The organism is Amnibacterium sp. (assembly GCF_051956055.1).
In the GTDB taxonomy this organism is placed as follows: Bacteria; Actinomycetota; Actinomycetes; order Actinomycetales; family Microbacteriaceae; genus Amnibacterium.
Genome location: NZ_JBQCGC010000011.1, coordinates 1 through 16,952, shown reverse-complemented (window position 1 = coordinate 16,952; position 16,952 = coordinate 1). Strand labels below are relative to the sequence as shown.

Here is a 16,952-nt window from a genome sequence, read left to right as displayed (position 1 = left end):
GACACGACCATGCATCGCACACCCCATCGACCGATCACCCGACGCGCGCTCGCCGGTTTCGCCGGCGTCGCCGCAGCAGGGCTCCTGCTCGCAGGATGCTCGAGCGCCGGTGCCGCCGGAGGCGCGCCTTCCGGCGGCTACACCCCCGCGCCGAAGGACCTGAAAGCGACCATCACCTATGCGCTCTGGGACCAGACCCAGGTGAAGGCCATCAAGGCGAACCTCGCCGGCTTCAACAAGGAGTACCCGGGCGTCACGGTCAACGTCGACGTGACGCCATACGACACGTACTTCACGAAGCTGCAGACGGAGGCGTCGAGCAACACGATGCCGGACCTGTTCTGGCTGAACGGCCCGAACTTCCAGCTGTACGCCGACAACGGCAAGGTGGAGCCCATCACGGGTGAGATCAAGGCCGGTGCGATCGACCCCGCGAACTACTCGAAGGCGCTCGTCGATCTGTACACCGCGAACGGTGTGCACTACGGGGTCCCGAAGGACTTCGACACCATCGGGCTCTGGTATAACAAGGCGCTCCTCGCCAAGGCCGGCGTCGCTGCCCCGACCGCGGACTGGACGTGGAGCGACTTCCAGCAGGCCGCGAAGGCGGTCTCGGCGAAGCTGAACGGTCAGGGCGTCTACGGCGCCGTCGCCGGCATGGACGGGCAGACGACGTACTACGACACGATCTTCCAAGCGGGCGGCAGCGTACTCTCCGCCGACGGGAAGAAGTCGGAGTACGCGAGCCCCGCGACGAAGCAGGGCATCGCCTTCTGGCGGGACCTGATCGCCTCGAAGGGGTCACCGTCCATCAAGCAGCTGACCGACACCCCGGCGGACCAGTGGTTCGTCAGCGGCAAGGCCGCGATGTACATCGGCGGCGACTGGGCGCGCTCCGAGATCGCCGATTCGCCGATCGCGAAGGATGTGCAGGTCGCGCCGCTGCCGAAGGGCGTGGAGCGCGCCACCGTCATCCACGGCGTCTCGAACGTCGTCGCCGCGGGCAGCAAGAACAAGCAGGCGGCACAAGCGCTGCAGGTCTACCTCGCGAGCAAGGCGGCGCAGCAGCAGCAGGGCGACATGGGCGCGGTGATCCCCGCGTTCAACGGGACACAGGCTTCGTTCGCGAAGTCGATGCCCGGCGTCGATCTCCAGGTCTTCCTCGACGAGGTCGCCTACGCGAAGCCGTTGCCGGTATCGAAGAACACCGCCGCCTGGAACGCGCTCGAGGCGAAGTACCTGCCCGGTGTCTTCGCCGGCTCCTCGCCGGTCGACTCCACGCTGCAGGCGCTGCAGTCGGACATGGACACGGCGCTCGCGAAGGAATGACCGAGCTGGACCGCGCGGTACCCCGCGCAGCCGGCCGCCCCGCCCGCCGGCGGGGCGGCTCCGGCGTGCTCAGCGACGGCTGGTGGCCCATCCTGTTCGTCGCTCCGCTGCTGATCGGCGTCGCCGTGTTCTACCTGTGGCCCATCCTGCAGACCTTCTGGTTCTCCTTCACGACGTTCGGGGTGTTCGGCGGCCAGACGTTCAGCGGCGTCGCGAACTATGTCGCGCTCGTGCAGGACCCCGAGTTCTACTCGTCGCTGATCAACACGCTGATCTACACCGCGATCGTGCTGCTCGGCGTACCGCTCGCCGTCTGGCTCGCGGCGCTGCTGAACACGCCCGGGCTGCGGTTCGCCTCCTTCTACCGGGTCCTCTTCTTCCTGCCGTACGTCGCCATGCCGACCGCGGTCGCGCTCGTCTGGCGGCTGATCTACAACGGCGACTACGGGATCCTGAACTGGGTGCTGTCGTTGGTCGGCATCCCGAGGCCGTACTGGATCAGCACGCCCGGGTTCGCGATCGTCGCGGTCTCGATCGTCGGGCTGTGGTCGTCCCTCGGCTTCTCCATGATCGTGCTCGCGGCCGGGTTGAAGGCGATCCCGCCGGAGCTGTACGAGGCGGCGGAGCTGGACGGTGCCTCCCCCGGCCGCCGGTTCCGGGCCGTCACCGTGCCGCTGCTGACGCCGACGATCTTCTTCGTCACGGTCGTGACGGTGATCTCGAGCTTCCAGCTGTTCGACCTGCTCTACGCGCTCATGGGGCCGCGGAACCCGGCGATGCCCTCCTCCATGTCACTCGTCTTCTACTTCTTCCAGGCGGGGTTCGTCGACAATCAGCAGGGCTTCGCGGCGGCTATCGCGATCGCCATCTTCGTGCTGATCGGGCTCGTGACCCTCGTGCAGTTCCGGCTCCAGCGGAGGTGGGTCGCGGATGTCTAGCGCCGTGTCGACGAGGGCCGCCACCGTGGCCCGCACCGGGAATCCTGCGACTCGGAGCCGGCGGCGTCCTCGGCACGTGCTCGCGCACGTCGTGCTCGGGGTGGGCGGCTTCCTGATGGCCTTCCCGTTCCTGTGGCAGATCATCATGTCGCTGTCGACGAACAGCCAGGTCCGCAGCGTCGTCCCGACGTTCTGGCCGGGGACGCTGCAGTGGCACAACTACGTCGACGTCTTCGCGCAACTGCCGTTCCTGCCGCAGCTCGGGGTGTCCGTCACCATCACGGTCATCCGGACCGTCGCGCAGATCGTGCTCTGCACCCTCGCGGGCTACGCGTTCGCCAGGATGCGGTTCCGGGGCCGGAATCTCCTGCTCGGCCTGGTGCTGTCGATCCTGCTCGTGCCGTCGCAGGTGTACCTGCTCTCGCAGTACCAGATCGTGCAGTCGCTCGGCTGGCTGAACACGATCCCGGGCATCGTCGCCCCCGGCCTGTTCAGCGCGTTCGGGACCTTCCTCATGCGCACGGCGTTCCTGAACCTGCCGAACGAGCTGGAGGAGGCGGCCCGCATCGACGGCGCGAACCCGTGGCAGATCTTCTGGCGCGTGATGGTGCCCCTCGTGCGGTCGAACATGAGCGTCCTCGCGATCACGACCGTGCTGTTCAGCTGGAACGAGCTGCTCTGGCCGCTCGTCGTGACGACCTACGCCGACCTGCAGCCGCTCGCCGCCGGCCTCGCGACCCTCTCGGGCAGCGTGACCGTCGACTACCCGGTGGTGATGGCCGCGAGCCTGATGGCGACCGCGCCGGTGCTCATCGCGTTCATCCTCCTGCAGCGCCGGGTGATCGACGGGATCGCCTCCTCCGGGCTGAAGTAGCCGACGGCGACGCGGACTCGAGCCGAGCGCTCCGGCAGGCTCTCCTCGCTTCGGCAGGTCAGAAGGCGCCCTCGCGGCCTGCCGAAGTGAGACGAGCCTGCTGAGGTGCTCGTGATCAGCGACTGGGGCTCGATGAGGTCGGCCGCACCGTCCGCCGCCGGTGCGCCTCCGCGCAACCACTGAGCAGGCTCTCCTCGCTTCGGCAGGTCAGAAGGCGCCCTCGCGGCCTGCCGAAGTGAGACGAGCCTGCTGAGGTGCTCGCGCACCACCCCGGCCGGGACGGGGCGCCGGGCGCGCACGACGGCGGGTCAGGAGCCGCCTCCTGGCCCGCCGTGTTCGTGAGGAATCCGGTCAGCGGATGCGCACCGTCTGGTGCAGGTCGTTCAGGCCGCTCGACGCGCGCCAGGTGCCGATGTTCGCGGTGCGGATCGCGTACCGCGGATCCTTCGCAGTGGATCGGTCGGCGGCCGGCATCGCCAGGTACACGGAGTACGTGCCGCGCGGCAGGTGCCGGATCGCGGCGCGCACCGTCGTGGTGGTCCCCGCCGCCCAGCGGCGTACGTCCGTCTTCAGCGTCACCGTGTACCGGTGCTTGCCGCTGACCAGCACGAGCCGCGCGGGCCGCGGGTTGTACGGCGCCGCCCAGCCGGTGTTCCGCACGCGCACGACGACATCGGGGGTGCGGCCGCCTTCGACGGTGCTCGAGACGAGCGCGAAGCGGTAGCCGAGCCGCCGCTCGGTCATGGCGATGCCGGCAGCTCCCCAGGAGTCGAGCACGTCGGTGTTGTACTCGCGGTTGAGGTAGCTGTAGTGGAAGCGCGCCATCTGCCGCTCGGCGGTCGGGAACGCCGAGCGCGGCGGGTCGACGTTGCAGGTCTCGCCGCCGACCGGGACGAAGCGGCTGTCGGCCGCCAGGTAGTCCTCGTCGAGGGTGATCGGGTCCGACAGATAGGTGCCCCAGTCGTCCGCGGCGGCGAGGAAGCAGTCGTTGTGATGCCCGATCCGTGCCGCCAGCGTGTTCCGGTAGGCCTCTCGCGGCGTGAGCGCGCCCGCCGTCCCGGTCGTCCGGCCGGCGATCTTCTGCTTCATGAGCGGCGTCCGCACCTGCACGGTCCGGGTCGGCAACGCCTTCAGCTCCGCTTCGACGACCGCGCGGCGCTTCGCCCAGTCCGCGTCGGACACCTCCTGGGTCTTCGGGTCGGCGAAGTGGTCGGTGTAGTAGCCCTCGCCCCACAGCCCGATGAAGCCCTGCTGCGGGGTCGCGATCACTCCGGCGTTGCGTCGGAGGAGCGGCGTGAGCTGGCGGATGTCCTTCAGCACCGTCGGCAGGTCGGCGTCGCCGAAGGGCGCGACGTACGGGCCGGAGCCGCCCTCCACGTAGGCGAAGCGCAGGACCTCGGTGAAGCCGTTGCGCCTGACGACGTCGAAGTCGTGCTGCAGCTTCGTGAGCAGGTCTCGGCTGAGGTCCGCGCCCTGCGCGAAGTCGTCGAGGTAGTAGACGCGGTTGATCTGCGTGTCACCGAGCTTGCGCCAGGCGCGCAGCTGCGTGTCGGTGAGCGCCTGCCAGCCCTTCCCGCCGTCGCGGTAGTGGGTGTCGGTCTCGTGGTCGAACCCGCGCTCCGGGTTCGCGATGTTCGCGGTGCTCGCCCGGTAGGTCACGGTGTGGCCCGGCGCGGGGTCCGGATGGGCGGAGGCCGCGGTCGCGGGCACGGCGAGCGCGGCGGCCGCGGCGACGGCGGCCGCGGCGAGCACGACCCGGCGGCGTCGCCGGGGTGCTGGGGTGGAGTGGATCATCCGGCCATCGTGGGAACGAGTTCCTGGAGCTGTCGAGGCGCCTCGCCGATCGCGCAGCCCGACTGCGCGAACGCGGTGCATCCCGCTGCCGCGTTCATCAGCGTCGCGGCTCGACGAGGTGGACCGTGATACCCGCTGCGCGGAGGTTGTCCAGGGCTGCCGAGTCGGCGGTCGTGTCGGTGATCAGCAGGTCCACCTGCCGCGTCTCCGCCATCTGCGCGAACGTGATCCGGCCCACCTTCGAGCCGTCCGCGACGACCATGACGCGCTGGGCGTGCTCGACCATCGCGTTGTTCGTCCGCGCCTCCACCTCGTCGTGCGTGGTGGCGCCGCCCACCGCGCTGATGCCGTCGACGCCGAGGATGGCGGTGCCGACGTTGACCGCCTTGAAGGTGTTCTCCGCGAGCACGCCCACGGCCTCGAACGAGGTCGACCGGACCATGCCGCCGGTCAGGATCACCTTTGTCGTCGGCCTCGCGGCCAGCTCGAGCGCGATGGTCAGCGCGTTCGTGATGATGGTCAGCTGCGTCCGGCGGGACAGCGCCTTCGCGATCTCCGCCGTCGTGGTACCGCCCGTCAGCGCGACGGCGTACGGGCCGGACGGGATCAGCTCCGCGGCCCGCAGCGCGATGCGGTGCTTCGCCTCCCGCGCCTCGAGGTCGCGGAGGTGCACCGGCACCTCGTCGTGCATCGCCTGCGGCCGCGCACCGCCGTGCGTGCGGATGAGCAGGCCCTGGTCCTCCATGTCCGCGAGGTCGCGCCGGAGGGTCGCCGCCGACACCTGCAGCTCCCTCGCGAGATCGGCGAGCGAGACCGCGCCGCGCGCGTTCACGCTCTTCAGGACCGCGAGCATGCGGTCGGCCCGCTTGGCCGACGACGCGTGCGGCAGTCGCAACCCGGTCGCCTGCGCCATCAGGTCCTCCTCGGTGCCGAACCGAGCAGCAGAATTGCGCAATTCGAGCGATTCATGCAATGACCGACGAGGAAACGCGCAGTCCGGTTGTTGCATCGAGAGATGCCCTCCGTCGCGTTCATCGGCGCCGGCAGCGTGGTCTTCACGCGCCGACTGCTCGCCGATCTCCTTCGCTTCCCCGAGCTCACCGATCTCGACATCCGTCTGCACGACATCGACCCCGACCGACTCGCCGTCGCCGAGGGGACGGCCCGGCAGGTGAACGGGCGCCTCGGTACGAGAGCCGCGATCGTGGCCACACCGGACCGCCTCCGCGCCCTCGACGGGGCCGACTTCGTCGTGAACATGGTCCAGATCGGCGGTATCGCGGCCACCCGGCTCGACCTCGAGATCCCAGCCCGGTACGGCCTGCTGCAGACGATCGGCGACACCACCGGCGTGGGCGGTGTGTTCCGAGCACTCCGCACCTTCCCGTTCCTCACGACGCTGCTGGACGACATGCGACGGCTCTGCCCGGATGCGCTGTTCATGAACTACACGAACCCGATGGCGATGAACGTCTGGTGGGCGTCCGTCGTCGCGCCCGAGATCCGGACGGTCGGGCTCTGCCATTCCGTCCACTGGACCGTGCACGACCTCTGCGAGCTGATCGGAGTGCCACTCGAGGGCACCACGTACCGTGCGGCGGGCGTGAACCATCAGGCGTGGCTGCTCGAGTGGAGCCGCGACGGTGAGTCGCTCTACCCTCGGCTGGACGCCGCCATCGACGCCGATCCCGGGCTGCTCCGGAGGGTGCGGGTCGAGATGTACCGCCGGCTCGGCTTCTACCCCACGGAGACGAGCGAGCACTCGAGCGAGTACCTCTCCTGGTTCCTGCGGTCACCGGAGCAGGTCGCCCGCTACCGCATCGATCCGCTGCAGTACATCCGTATCAGCGAGGAGAACGTCGCGGAGTTCGAGCACGCCGAGCGTGCGCTGGCACTGGGGCAGCCGCTCGAGCTCGAGGAGGGCGCGGTCGAGTACGCGCCGCAGATCATCCATTCCGTCGTGACGGGGACGCCTCGGGAGATCCACGGCGATGTCGTGAACCGGGGCTGGATCGATGACCATCCGGATGGCGCGGTGGTCGAGGTGCCGTGCAGGGTCGACGCGGACGGCATCCATCCCGTCGCGATGGGCGCGCTCCCGGCCCAATGCGCCGCCGTCAACCGGCCCTACCTGTCGGTCGCCGCACTGACCGTCGAGGCCGTGAGGACCGGCGATCCTCGGCTCGTGCGGCAGGCCGTCCTCCTGGATCCGAACGCGAGCTCGTCCCTCACGCCCGAGGCGATCTGGGCGATGTGCGACGAGCTGACCGCAGCGCACGGCGACCGGATCCCGAAGCCACTCCGCTGAGCGGCCCACCGGGGGCGCTCCGCTCGCCCCACTCGGCCGCGTAGCGTCGGAGGGTGAGCGATGCCGACGACCTGATCGCCTGGGAGCGGATGCGCCTCGAGGCGGAGCTGAGCGGGCCCCTGGGCGGTGTGCGGTCCGCATCCCGGCGTGCCGACGCCGACCGGGAGCGCGCCGTGCGCCTCGCCGCCGACAACCTGCTCGACAAGGCGCTCCGCCGTGTGGTGGCGGGTGATGACGGGGCGGCGCGTCGACTCGTCGACCGGGCGCTGCGGCTGACGGTCGACGAGCTCGAACCGGCCGTGGACGCCGCCCTCGCCGTGCACCTGTTCGTGTGGGACGCGCTCCGCGCCGCCGCGCTCGAGGGCGGGCACGAGTCGTGGCTCGACCGCGCGGAGGCCGTCGCGCTCGGTGGCGTCGCGGAGCGGGAGTGGCGCTCGGCCCTCCGGTCGCTCGCGGCGGAGGGCGATCTGCCGCAGCCGGATCTCCGGCGCCTCCGGGCCCTGGTCGGCGCCACCGGCGAGCAGATGGTGCTCGCGACGGTCGAGCACGACGACCGGGTCGACGCGACGGTGCAGCTCCTCCACGCGATCCGGGACGTCACCGCCTGACCGGGACGATCCGCACTCGGCGGGCGCCGCCCGCACCGCTACGGTCGTGCCGTGAGCACGGACGAGGCGATCCGGTCGGTCGGGGAATCCTTCGATCGGATCGCGGTGGGAGCGCGCCGCTCCACGCGGCTGGCCGCCGCGGCGCTGGCGCCCGACCTGCAGCCGGCGGCGTGGCCCGTGTTCCGGGAGGTGGCGACCGTCGGCCGTGTGCAGGCGAGCGCCATCGTCGCCGCCCTCGGCATGGACAAGAGCGCGGTGAGCCGGCACCTCAAGGATCTGCGCGAGCACGGCCTCGTCGACGCGGAGCGGGACGAGCAGGACGCCCGGGTCTTCTGGATCACACCGACACCGGAGGCCGTCGCGCGGCTCGCGCGCATCACCGCAACCCAGCAGGCCCGGCTGCAGGAGCGGTTCGCGAGCTGGGACGACGACGACGTGGCCCGGTTCGCGACGCTGCTCGCCCGCTTCTCCGGGGCGCCGGACACCGACTGACCGCCGGACCGGCCGCGGAGCGCAGGCGACAGCGGTCAGGCCGCGCGCTGCGCCTCCTCCGGCCACCCGTGCACGTGGGTGACCCCGCCCGCGACGTCGACGAGGCGAGCGGGGAACCGGGCGACGTCGAGCCGGTGCAGCGCCTGCGAGCCGTCGAGGATCGCGGCCGCGGCGAGCGTGCCGGCGCGGACCGCCGTGTCCGCGAGCACGGACACGGTGCGCCAGACCGGCACGGGTGACCGCCTGGTGCGCGGATGGATGGCGACCGGGAGGTGCACGGTCACGAGGGCTCCGTCGGCGGGCAGGGCGATCCGGCATCCCGGGTCGCCGACGCGGGCCGCCACGGTGATCGGCCAGCCGCCGTCCGGGGCACCTCCCCTCGAGGCGATGTGGGCACCGATGCGGACGAGCACGCCGCAGCCGAGGCTCGCGGCGGCGGTCGCGACGATCGCATCGGCCGTGCGGGCCCGCGCTGCCGCGTCGAGGTCGAGCGCGACCCCGACCGGCACGACGAGCACGTCGTCCTCGAGCCGGACGGTGGTCCAGCGGGCGGCCGCCCCGGAGGCGCCGTGCGTCGGCGCCCCGCCGTCGACGACGAGCCGCAGGCGCCCGTCGCGCGCGGCGCCGTCGGGCCCGACGCCGACCGTCGGATCGACGACGCCGTCGGAGCCGGCGGCCGCACCGAGCGCGACGGCGACGAGATCGGCGAGCACCGGGGAGATCCGGACGCCCCGCTCGGCCCTGCCGGTGAGGGCGGAGAGCTCCGAGTCGGGCCGGGAGCGGTCGCAGGCGTCGCCCACGAGGGCGATCCGCCGATCGGCGATCGCGTACGCGCGATCGAGGGACGAGGGGTCCGTGACGGACACGTCGACCGTCGTGCCGAGGGCCTCCCAGCGCCGACCCGCGGGGGTCATGACCCGCTCGAGGACGTCACGCCGCCCCCGCTCCCGCCCGTGATCCCGCTGCCGCTGGACGAGGAGCTCCCCGTCCCCGTGCCCGTCGCTGCCGCGCTCGAGGAACTCGAGCTCCCGGAGGCGCTGACGGATGCGCTCGTCGACGCCCCGACGGCCGTGGACTGCGCGATCGCGACCCAGGCACCGACCGACGCGACCCCGGTCACGCCGAGGCTCGTGAACACGAGCGCCGTGGTCCAGCGGCGCACGGCCCGCCGTCCGCTCTCCCTCATACCCATGGTCCGAGGATGCGCGGGGCGCCGATGCGCCGCCGATGTCCTCTCGATGCGCCCGCTCTGCGTTACCCGAGTGCGGGCTGGTGGGTCCCTCGGAGCCGGCGGTGGGTGGCAGGAGGCGTCCCGACCGCGCCGATCAGGCGGGGACGACGGGGTCGCTCAGGTGCGCCCGCACGGTGCGGGTGTACTCGTCGGCGAGCACCTCGAGCGCGCCGGCTTCGAGCCCGTCGTAGGCCTGCCGGACCACGTCGACCGGGCTCCCCTTGGGCACGTCCATCCCGGCGGTCATCGGGGTGTCCGTGAACGCCAGGTACAGGCCGAGCACCTGCACTCCCTCCGGTCCCAGCTCCGCCCGGAGCGAGTCCGTGAGCGACCAGACGGCGGCCTTCGTCGCGCCGTACGCGGCCAGCTGGGGCCGGGAGCGCCAGCTCGCGACGGACGCCACATCGATCAGGGCGCCCCGCGACCGCCGCAGGGCGGGGGCGAAGGCGCGCGTGACCGCGAACAGCCCGACCGTGTTCGTCTCGAGGAGACGGCGGAGCTCCTCCACCGGCGTCTCGAGCAGGCTCGGGGTGGCCGCCGCGACGCCCGCGTTGTTGATCAGCACGGTGGTGTCCGCGGCCTGCTCCGCGGCGCGGGCGATGGAGCCGGGATCCGTCACGTCGAGCGCCAGCGGGACGATCCTCGGGTCGTCCCAGGTCCGCGGGGCGCGCGCGGTGGCGTACACCTTCGCGGCGCCGCGGTCGAGCGCCTGGTGGACGAACTCGGTGCCGAGCCCGCCGTTCGCGCCGGTGACGAGGACGACGGCGGAGTGCAAGGAGGTCATGCGGGGTTCCCTTCGGTGGTGGGGTGGACGACCGCGCGACGGGCGCGGACGAGCGGGGCGGCGCCCGCGACGAGCGCGAGCACGGCGAGCACGACGGCACCCGTGGTGATCGCGGGCAGCAGGCCCTCGGCCGTGGCCAGCTGGCCGAGGCCGATCGCCGCGACGGCCTGGACGGCGTAGCCGACGAAGTAGACGGCGGAGACCGTGGCGGCGCGGTGCGCGGCCGGTGCGAGCGCCGCGGCCACGCCGACGCCGGCCGAGAACAGCAGGCTGTAGCCGATGCCGGTGAGCACGATGGAGGCGAGCAGCACGGGCAGCGATGCCGCGGCGCCCGCGAGCACCAGGGTCGCGAGCCCCGCGACCATGACGACGGCACCGGCGGGCGCGGCGCGGGACGCCCGCACGTCGCGCGCCAGCAGGGCGGTCGCACCGATCGTCACGGCCGAGAGCGCGAGCACGGCGCCGACCGTCAGCGGCGCGCCGGTGCCCACGAGGGCGACCACGACGTCCGCTCCGAGTGCGAGCACCACGCCGCCGGTTGCGAAGGCCGCGGCGACGCCGAGCGCGCCCTGCATCACCACGCCCCGCATCGACGGCGGCACGCGGAGGAGCTGGACGAGCGCCCCGCTCCCTCCTGCTCCCCTCGGCAGCCGGAGCGCGAGCAGCAGCACGACCAGGATCGCCGCGAGCAGCGGCCAGTAGGAGGCGTGGAGCGGGTCGCCCAGCACCGTGAGGAAGGTGCCACCGAGCAGCAGTGCGACGGTGAGGCCGGCGGCCGTCGACGCGGTGGCGACGGCGCCGGCGACCCGTGCTCGACCGGGCGCGGCGTACTGCGCGAGCCCCGCGGTCGCGGGGCTCAGCGCGAAGCCGACGCCGGCGCCGGTGATCACCCGGCCCACGACCAGCACGCCCACGCCGGGCGCGAGCGCGAAGGCCAGCGTGCCCGCGGCCATGAGCGCGAGGCCGAGCACCATCGCGGCCCGGCCGCCGATGCGGTCCGCGATGCCGCCGAACAGCCCGAGCACCAGCAGCAGCGCCAGTGGGTAGGCGCCGAACACCAGCGTCGTGAGGGCCGGGGCGACGTGCCAGACGCGCCCGTACGCGGGGTAGACGACGGAGGGGGCACCGCTGGTCCACAGGGCGAGCGCTGCGGTGAGCGCGGCCGTCCTGAACGCGGTGCGGCGGGAGGCGGTGCGCATCGAGATCTCCGTCCCTAGCTGAGTTGGTCCGGCCAACGTAGCACCTGGATCCGGAACTCCAAGTCAGGAGTAGGATCGCCATATGCCCCTGACCGATCCGACCGGAGGGACCTGCTCGGTCGCCCGCACCATCACCGCGCTCGGCGACCGCTGGTCGCTGCTGCTGCTGCGGGAGGCGGCGCTCGGGACGACGCGCTTCTCCGACTTCCGGGATCGGCTCGGGATCGCGAGCGACGTGCTGACCGACCGGCTGCAGCAGCTCGTCGACCGCGGGGTGCTCGAGCGGGTCGCCTACCGCGAGGAGGGCAGCCGGGCGCGGACGGAGTACCGCCTCACGGCTGCGGGCCGGGACTTCCAGGTCGTGCTCGGCGCCCTCGGCGGCTGGGGCAGGGAGCACCTGCCGACCGATCCCGATCGCGGCGTCCGCTATCGGGACGAGGAGGGGCGGCCGGTGCGCGTCGCGTTCGTCGGCGAGGACGGGCGGGTGATCGCGCCCGACCGCGTCGCCGTCGAACGCGGCTGACCCGGGCGACCGCGAGCGGCGCGGCGACCGCACGTGCGGGCGGCACACTGGTGCCGTGGTGCGCGACGACGCGGAGGAGCTGCGGAGGCGCCTCTACGCGCCCGGCGCCTCCGACGCGGACGTCGAGCGGTACCGCCGCGTCGAGCCCGCGGTCGTGGTGGCGGAGCGCACGCCCCCGCCGCCTCCGCCGGCCCCGCCTCGCCGCTCGCGGCTGCTGGCGGTCGCGGTCGTGGTCCTCGTGGTCGTCGTCGCGCTCGTGGTCGTGGTCACGCAGGCCCGATCGACGCCGCCCGTGCCGCAGCCGACACCGGTCCCGATGACCGCGGCGGACCGCCAGGACGCGCTGACGGACCTCGCCGCCGGGAACGGCGGCGGGATCGCCGCGTTCCTGCTCACCCACCGCGCCCCGCCCGGGCTCGAGCACGCGACCCGGTTCTACACGCTGGAGGACGCCGGGATCGGCCCCGGCACCTTCGAGGTCGCCCCGGTCACGGCCGAGACGTTCCGCGGCAGGGCGACCGTCCTGCTCGTGGTCGACCGGCCCGCGGACGTGCAGTGGACGACCTTCCGGCGCGCGATCGGCCCCGACGGCGTGCAGCGGCTGGTCCTGCAGGAGCAGCGGGGCGGGGAGCAGGCCGCCGGCTCGCTGACGAGCGCCACCTTCCGCTACGGCAGCGGCGACCGGCCGGTCGAGCTGCGGGTCGCGGCGCCGGACGGGGTGCGCTGGGGCGTCGCGATCGTGCTGTCCGACTGAGCGCCTCCTACCCTGGCCGCATGCTCGACCTCGCGCCCGCCCGCCTCGACGACCCCGCCGTGCTCGAGCTCGTGGCCGAGGTCCAGGACTACTACGTCGAGCTCTACGGCGGACCGGACGAGGACCCCATCATGGTCGACGAGTTCCTCCCGCCCCGGGGCGGCTTCCTGCTCGGCACGCACCACGGCGAGCCGGTCGCGATGGGCGGCTGGTCGTTCCTGGACGGCCGCACGGTGAAGATCCGCCGCATGTACGTGCGGCCCGCGGTGCGGCGGCTGGGCTACGCGGCGCAGCTGCTCGACCGGCTGGAGGCGGAGGCGCGCCTCGCCGGGGCGGAGCACGTCGTGCTGGAGACCGGGCAGCCGCAGGAGGACGCGATCCGGTTCTACCGCGCCCGGGGCTACGGCGACGTGCCGCCGTTCGGGTACTACGCCGACCAGCCGCTGTCGGTCTCGCTCGGGAAGGCGCTCTGATCCCGCCCGTTCGGAGCAGGATGGCTGCCGGACGGGCGGTGCGGGATGGCGGGAGCGGTCGAGCCGGTCGAGATCGACACGGCGGCTGGCGTCCTCGCCGTGCACGTCTTCGGCGCGGGACGGCCGACGATCCTCTGGCACGGGCTGTACGCGGACGGGTCGAGCTGGGGATACCTGCTGTCCGCGCTGCTCCCCGGCAGGCACCTGCTCGTGCCGGACGCGCCCGACTGGGGGCGCAGCGGTGCGCTGCGGCGCGGTGCGGGCTGGACCGAGGTGGTGGACGCCGCCGACCGCATCGCGGAGGACCTCGCTCCCGGCACGCCCGTCGACTGGGTCGGGGTCGGGTGGGGCGGCCGCATCGGCCTCGAGCTCGCCGCGCGCTTCCCGCGACGCGTCCGCAGCCTCGTCGCCGCGATGGCCGACCCGGGCCCCATGCCGGAGGACGAGCGGCGCCGCGTCCGGGCGGTGCTGCGGCGGCTGCGGATCGTCGGGCCCGTCGGCGGGGTCGGGCGATCGATCATGGCCGATCAGCTGTCCGCCGCATCGGCGGCCGAGCCGCAGACGGTCGGCGCGATCCTCGACGCGCTCCTGCTCGCAGGCCGACGGCGCGCGGCCGCGTCGGCGATGCGCTTCGACGTGCTGCGTCCCGATCTCACCGCGCTCCTCCCCCGCATCGCCGCGCCGGTGCTGCTCGTCGCCGGCGACGCCGCGAGCCCGTGGCCGGCGGCGCGGGCCGAGACGGTCGCCGCGCTCTCGCCGTTCGCCCGCGTCGCGACGGTGCCGGAGTCGCGCACTCAGATCGCGCTCGACCGCCCGGAGGCGTTCGCGGCCGCGGTGCGGGCGTTCTGGTCGTCCCTCGAGTGAACCGCGGAGGGGCGGAGGGCTAGCGTCGAGCCATGTCCAGCCTCACGCGAGCGGAGGCGGAGGCGCGCGCGGCGCTGCTGACCGTCGACCGCTACGACATCGACGTCGACCTCACGGGCCTCCTGGACGGTGACACCGTCCGCACCACCTCGCGGATCACGTTCTCGGCCGCCGAGCCGGGCGCGGCGACCTTCGTCGACGTGGTCGCGCGGGTGGAGTCCGCGACGCTGAACGGTGTCGCCGTCGACCCCGCGACGGCGGTCGACGGGCGCCTGCCCCTCACCGGCCTCGCGGCGGACAACGTGCTCGTCGTCACCGCCTCCCAGTCCCGCACCGCGCAGGGCGAGGGGATCCTGCGGACCGTGGACACGGACGGGCTCGTCTACATCTGGACCACCTTCGAGCCCGACGAGGCGCGGAACCTGTGGGCCTGCTTCGACCAGCCCGACCTCAAGGCCGTGCACCGCTTCACGGCCCTCGCGCCGGAGGCGTGGACCGTCACGAACAACAGCGCGCCCGAGTCGGTCGAACCCGAGGGCGATGCCGCGCGCCGATGGACCTTCGCGCCGACGCCGCCGCTGTCCACCTACGTCACGGTGGTCAACGCCGGCCCCTTCCACGAGGTCCGCCGTCGCATCGGCGGTCACGACCTCGGGCTGTACTGCCGGCGCACGCTCGCGCCGATCCTCGATCGCGACGCGGACGAGCTGTTCGACCTCACCGCGGCGGGCCTCGCCTGGTTCGGCGAGCGGTTCGCCTTCCCCTTCGCGCAGGAGCGCTACGACCAGGTGTTCGTGCCGAACATGGGCGGCGCGATGGAGAACTGGGGCAGCGTCACGCACACCGACGCGTTCCTCGTGCGCAGCGAGCCGAGCTACCGCGAGCGCTCCGACCGCGCGAACGTCGTGCTGCACGAGATGGCGCACATGTGGTTCGGCGACCTCGTCACGATGCGCTGGTGGGACGTCCTGTGGCTGAACGAGGCGTTCGCCTCCTGGGCCGCGGGCTGGGCGATGGCCGGCGCCACGGGGTTCACGGACGCGTGGGCGACCGATCTGCTCGATTCGAAGCTCGTGGGCTACCGCCAGGACATGAGCCCCGCGACGCACCCGATCCGCGGCGACGTGCCGGATGTGCAGCAGGCGATGGCGAACTTCGACGCGATCACCTACGACAAGGGCGAGGCGGTGCTGCACCAGCTCTCGGCGTACGTGGGCGAGGAGGCGTTCGTCGAGGGGCTCCGGGCGTACTTCCGCGCGCACGCCTGGGGCAACACCGTCCTCGGCGACCTCATGTCCGCGTTCGCGGCCGCCTCCGGCCGCGACCTCGCGCGGTGGACCACCGACTGGCTGGACCGGGCGGGTACCGACACGCTCGTGCTCGAGGGCGGGACGGTGACGGCCACCGCCCCGGACGGCGGCGAGCCGCGGCCGCACCGCCTCCGGATCGCCGGCTACACCCGGTCGGGCGACGCGCTCGTCCCGGCCGGGACGAGCGAGGTCGAGATCACCGGCCGCAGCACCGCCGTGGACCTGCCTCCCGGCGACCTCCACCAGGTGAACGCGGGCGACCTCGCCTACGCGGCGGTGCGCGGACCCGCCGACGCGGAGCTCCGGCGCCGCGCCGGCGCGCTGCCCGACCCGGTCGACCGCACGCTCGCGATCACGACGGCGTGGGACGGGCTCGTGAAGCACGAGCTGCCCGCCGACGAGGTGCTCGACGCGGTCATCGGGCTCGTCCGCACCGAGCCGAGCCCCGCCGTGGTGGAGGCGCTGCTCGACCGAGCGCTGCAGATCGCGGAGCTCTGGACGCCGCTCCCCGCGATCCCGGGAGCGCTCGCGCGGCTCGCCGACGCGGCCGCCGGGCTGGCGGGCGTCGCGGAGCACCGCCTGCCGGCCCTCAGGACCCTGGCGGCGACCGCGACCGAGGACGCGCACCTCGCCCTGCTCGACGCCGCCGCGACCGGCGACGTCGACCTCGCCTGGCGGGTGCTCGCGAGGCGCGCGGAGCTCGGCGGGTTCGACGCGGCCGCGGTCTCGGCCCTCGAAGCGCGCGACCCGGATCCGGAGGCGCGGTTCAGCGCCCTCGCGGTCACCGCCTCCCGGGACGACGCGGAGGCGAAGGAGACGGCCTGGAACGCGCTCATGGTCGATCGCGTGGTCCCGGCCGGGGCGACGCGGCGGACCGTGATCGCGCGGTTCTGGCGCCCCCTCCAGGTCGACGTGCTCGCCCCGTACCCGGACCGCTACCTGCAGGTGCTCGACGGGTTCGGCACCGCGGGGCTCCTCGGCCAGCTCGGGCTCGTGCGCGGCATGTTCCCGTACGCCGCGGTCGATCCCGCCTTCCTCGAGCGCGCGACCGCCGCCGGCACCGCACCGGGCGTGACCCCGACGGTCCGGACCGCGCTGCTGCTCGGCGCGGACGTCGGCGCCAGGATGCTCGCGGCCCGCACCGCCTGAAGGGGTTCGGTGGCAGAGTCGGCGCGTGGACGCCGACGCGGAGCGCGAGGCGCTGCGGCGGCGCCTGTACCGCCCTGGCGCGACGGAGGAGGACCGCCTCCGGTACGCGCAGCTGCTGCCGAGTGAGCCTCCGGCTCCCCCGACGGCCCGCGCTGCGACGCCGCGCCGTCGCCGTGCCGCGCTGCCGTTCGCGCTCGGGGCGGCCGTGCTGCTCGTGCTCGGCGGGGGCCTGTTCGTCGTCCACGGGCTCGCCGCTCCGGAGGTGCCGGTGGTGACCGCGCAGCCGGCGGCCGTCGCGCGCCGGATCCTGCCGACCCAGGGG

General features: G+C 73.4%; 18 protein-coding genes. 12 read left to right on the top strand and 6 right to left on the bottom strand.

Features of this window, described 5'->3' with window-relative positions; all coding sequences use genetic code 11:
- Positions 1-9 precede the first annotated feature (9 nt).
- From ACTHLI_RS01440 to ACTHLI_RS01430, 3 genes are all read left to right on the top strand, one after another.
- Positions 10-1,329, top strand: a complete 1,320-nt coding sequence (locus tag ACTHLI_RS01440; protein WP_440180989.1) for an ABC transporter substrate-binding protein — start codon at positions 10-12, stop codon at positions 1,327-1,329.
- Positions 1,326-2,267: a carbohydrate ABC transporter permease gene (locus tag ACTHLI_RS01435; RefSeq protein ID WP_440180988.1), complete on the top strand. Its 942-nt coding sequence runs from the start codon at positions 1,326-1,328 to the stop codon at positions 2,265-2,267. Before ACTHLI_RS01440 ends, ACTHLI_RS01435 begins: the two co-directional genes overlap by 4 nt.
- Positions 2,268-2,343: 76 nt before the next feature.
- On the top strand, positions 2,344-3,141 hold the full coding sequence (locus tag ACTHLI_RS01430) for a carbohydrate ABC transporter permease (RefSeq protein ID WP_440180986.1): 798 nt from the start codon (positions 2,344-2,346) through the stop codon (positions 3,139-3,141).
- Between the two features lie 351 nt (positions 3,142-3,492).
- Here ACTHLI_RS01430 and ACTHLI_RS01425 read toward each other — a convergent pair whose 3' ends face one another.
- Together ACTHLI_RS01425 and ACTHLI_RS01420 are read right to left on the bottom strand one after the other, a co-directional pair.
- Positions 3,493-4,935 (bottom strand): DUF4832 domain-containing protein, encoded by a 1,443-nt coding sequence (locus ACTHLI_RS01425; protein ID WP_440180985.1) that lies wholly within the window; start codon positions 4,933-4,935, stop codon positions 3,493-3,495.
- Between the two features lie 97 nt (positions 4,936-5,032).
- Positions 5,033-5,848, bottom strand: a complete 816-nt coding sequence (locus tag ACTHLI_RS01420; RefSeq protein ID WP_440180983.1) for a DeoR/GlpR family DNA-binding transcription regulator — start codon at positions 5,846-5,848, stop codon at positions 5,033-5,035.
- A 102-nt stretch (positions 5,849-5,950) separates the two neighbouring features.
- Between ACTHLI_RS01420 and ACTHLI_RS01415 the strand changes: the two genes are divergently transcribed.
- From ACTHLI_RS01415 to ACTHLI_RS01405, 3 genes are read left to right on the top strand one after another with little or no spacing between them, the layout of a single operon-like run.
- Positions 5,951-7,243 (top strand): alpha-glucosidase/alpha-galactosidase, encoded by a 1,293-nt coding sequence (locus ACTHLI_RS01415; RefSeq protein ID WP_440180982.1) that lies wholly within the window; start codon positions 5,951-5,953, stop codon positions 7,241-7,243.
- Positions 7,244-7,296: 53 nt separating this feature from the next.
- Positions 7,297-7,851, top strand: a complete 555-nt coding sequence (locus ACTHLI_RS01410) for a hypothetical protein (RefSeq protein WP_440180980.1) — start codon at positions 7,297-7,299, stop codon at positions 7,849-7,851.
- 51 nt (positions 7,852-7,902) lie between these two features.
- A complete protein-coding gene (locus tag ACTHLI_RS01405) occupies positions 7,903-8,343 on the top strand; it encodes a MarR family winged helix-turn-helix transcriptional regulator (protein WP_440180978.1) in 441 nt (146 codons plus the stop codon).
- Positions 8,344-8,378: 35 nt separating this feature from the next.
- On the opposite strand, the gene ACTHLI_RS01400 is transcribed toward ACTHLI_RS01405, so the two are convergent.
- The 4 genes from ACTHLI_RS01400 to ACTHLI_RS01385 all read right to left on the bottom strand — a co-directional run bounded on the left by ACTHLI_RS01400 (position 8,379) and on the right by ACTHLI_RS01385 (position 11,557).
- Positions 8,379-9,257 carry an FAD:protein FMN transferase gene (locus ACTHLI_RS01400; RefSeq protein ID WP_440180976.1) on the bottom strand — a complete coding sequence of 293 codons (879 nt, stop codon included), beginning with the start codon at positions 9,255-9,257 and terminating at the stop codon, positions 8,379-8,381.
- Positions 9,254-9,535, bottom strand: a complete 282-nt coding sequence (locus ACTHLI_RS01395) for a hypothetical protein (RefSeq protein WP_440180974.1) — start codon at positions 9,533-9,535, stop codon at positions 9,254-9,256. The genes ACTHLI_RS01400 and ACTHLI_RS01395 overlap by 4 nt, the downstream gene beginning before the upstream one ends.
- 133 nt (positions 9,536-9,668) lie before the next feature.
- The gene (locus ACTHLI_RS01390) at positions 9,669-10,358 is read right to left on the bottom strand and encodes an SDR family oxidoreductase (RefSeq protein WP_440180972.1); all 690 of its coding nucleotides are present in this window, start codon (positions 10,356-10,358) and stop codon (positions 9,669-9,671) included.
- Complete coding sequence (locus ACTHLI_RS01385) at positions 10,355-11,557, bottom strand: MFS transporter (RefSeq protein ID WP_440180971.1); 1,203 nt, start codon at positions 11,555-11,557, stop codon at positions 10,355-10,357. Before ACTHLI_RS01385 ends, ACTHLI_RS01390 begins: the two co-directional genes overlap by 4 nt.
- 82 nt (positions 11,558-11,639) lie before the next feature.
- Here ACTHLI_RS01385 and ACTHLI_RS01380 point away from each other — a divergent pair, with 82 nt between their 5' ends.
- The 6 genes from ACTHLI_RS01380 to ACTHLI_RS01355 form a co-directional block, all read left to right on the top strand.
- A complete protein-coding gene (locus ACTHLI_RS01380; RefSeq protein ID WP_440180969.1) occupies positions 11,640-12,080 on the top strand; it encodes a winged helix-turn-helix transcriptional regulator in 441 nt (146 codons plus the stop codon).
- Between the two features lie 55 nt (positions 12,081-12,135).
- Positions 12,136-12,834, top strand: a complete 699-nt coding sequence (locus ACTHLI_RS01375) for a hypothetical protein (RefSeq protein ID WP_440180968.1) — start codon at positions 12,136-12,138, stop codon at positions 12,832-12,834.
- Between the two features lie 20 nt (positions 12,835-12,854).
- Entirely contained in the window at positions 12,855-13,307 is a 453-nt protein-coding gene (locus ACTHLI_RS01370) for a GNAT family N-acetyltransferase (RefSeq protein ID WP_440180967.1), read from the top strand.
- A 45-nt stretch (positions 13,308-13,352) separates the two neighbouring features.
- A complete protein-coding gene (locus tag ACTHLI_RS01365; protein ID WP_440180966.1) occupies positions 13,353-14,171 on the top strand; it encodes an alpha/beta fold hydrolase in 819 nt (272 codons plus the stop codon).
- A gap of 32 nt (positions 14,172-14,203) precedes the next feature.
- The gene (gene pepN, locus ACTHLI_RS01360) at positions 14,204-16,630 is read left to right on the top strand and encodes an aminopeptidase N (protein WP_440180964.1); all 2,427 of its coding nucleotides are present in this window, start codon (positions 14,204-14,206) and stop codon (positions 16,628-16,630) included.
- Between the two features lie 25 nt (positions 16,631-16,655).
- Positions 16,656-16,952, top strand: a 297-nt coding sequence (locus tag ACTHLI_RS01355; RefSeq protein ID WP_440180962.1) for a hypothetical protein, incomplete at its 3' end; no start/stop codon positions are given.

Bases quoted from the DNA above. Each gene is read 5' to 3' on its own strand.
- ACTHLI_RS01440 (WP_440180989.1), top strand. From the start codon at position 10: ATGCATCGCACACCCCATCGACCGATCACCCGACGCGCGCTCGCCGGT.
- ACTHLI_RS01435 (WP_440180988.1), top strand. From the start codon at position 1,326: ATGACCGAGCTGGACCGCGCGGTACCCCGCGCAGCCGGCCGCCCCGCC.
- ACTHLI_RS01425 (WP_440180985.1), bottom strand. From the start codon at position 4,935: ATGATCCACTCCACCCCAGCACCCCGGCGACGCCGCCGGGTCGTGCTC.
- ACTHLI_RS01420 (WP_440180983.1), bottom strand. From the start codon at position 5,848: ATGGCGCAGGCGACCGGGTTGCGACTGCCGCACGCGTCGTCGGCCAAG.
- ACTHLI_RS01415 (WP_440180982.1), top strand. From the start codon at position 5,951: ATGCCCTCCGTCGCGTTCATCGGCGCCGGCAGCGTGGTCTTCACGCGC.
- ACTHLI_RS01400 (WP_440180976.1), bottom strand. From the start codon at position 9,257: ATGACCCCCGCGGGTCGGCGCTGGGAGGCCCTCGGCACGACGGTCGAC.
- ACTHLI_RS01395 (WP_440180974.1), bottom strand. From the start codon at position 9,535: ATGGGTATGAGGGAGAGCGGACGGCGGGCCGTGCGCCGCTGGACCACG.
- ACTHLI_RS01390 (WP_440180972.1), bottom strand. From the start codon at position 10,358: ATGACCTCCTTGCACTCCGCCGTCGTCCTCGTCACCGGCGCGAACGGC.
- ACTHLI_RS01385 (WP_440180971.1), bottom strand. From the start codon at position 11,557: ATGCGCACCGCCTCCCGCCGCACCGCGTTCAGGACGGCCGCGCTCACC.
- ACTHLI_RS01380 (WP_440180969.1), top strand. From the start codon at position 11,640: ATGCCCCTGACCGATCCGACCGGAGGGACCTGCTCGGTCGCCCGCACC.
- ACTHLI_RS01370 (WP_440180967.1), top strand. From the start codon at position 12,855: ATGCTCGACCTCGCGCCCGCCCGCCTCGACGACCCCGCCGTGCTCGAG.
- ACTHLI_RS01365 (WP_440180966.1), top strand. From the start codon at position 13,353: ATGGCGGGAGCGGTCGAGCCGGTCGAGATCGACACGGCGGCTGGCGTC.
- pepN (WP_440180964.1), top strand. From the start codon at position 14,204: ATGTCCAGCCTCACGCGAGCGGAGGCGGAGGCGCGCGCGGCGCTGCTG.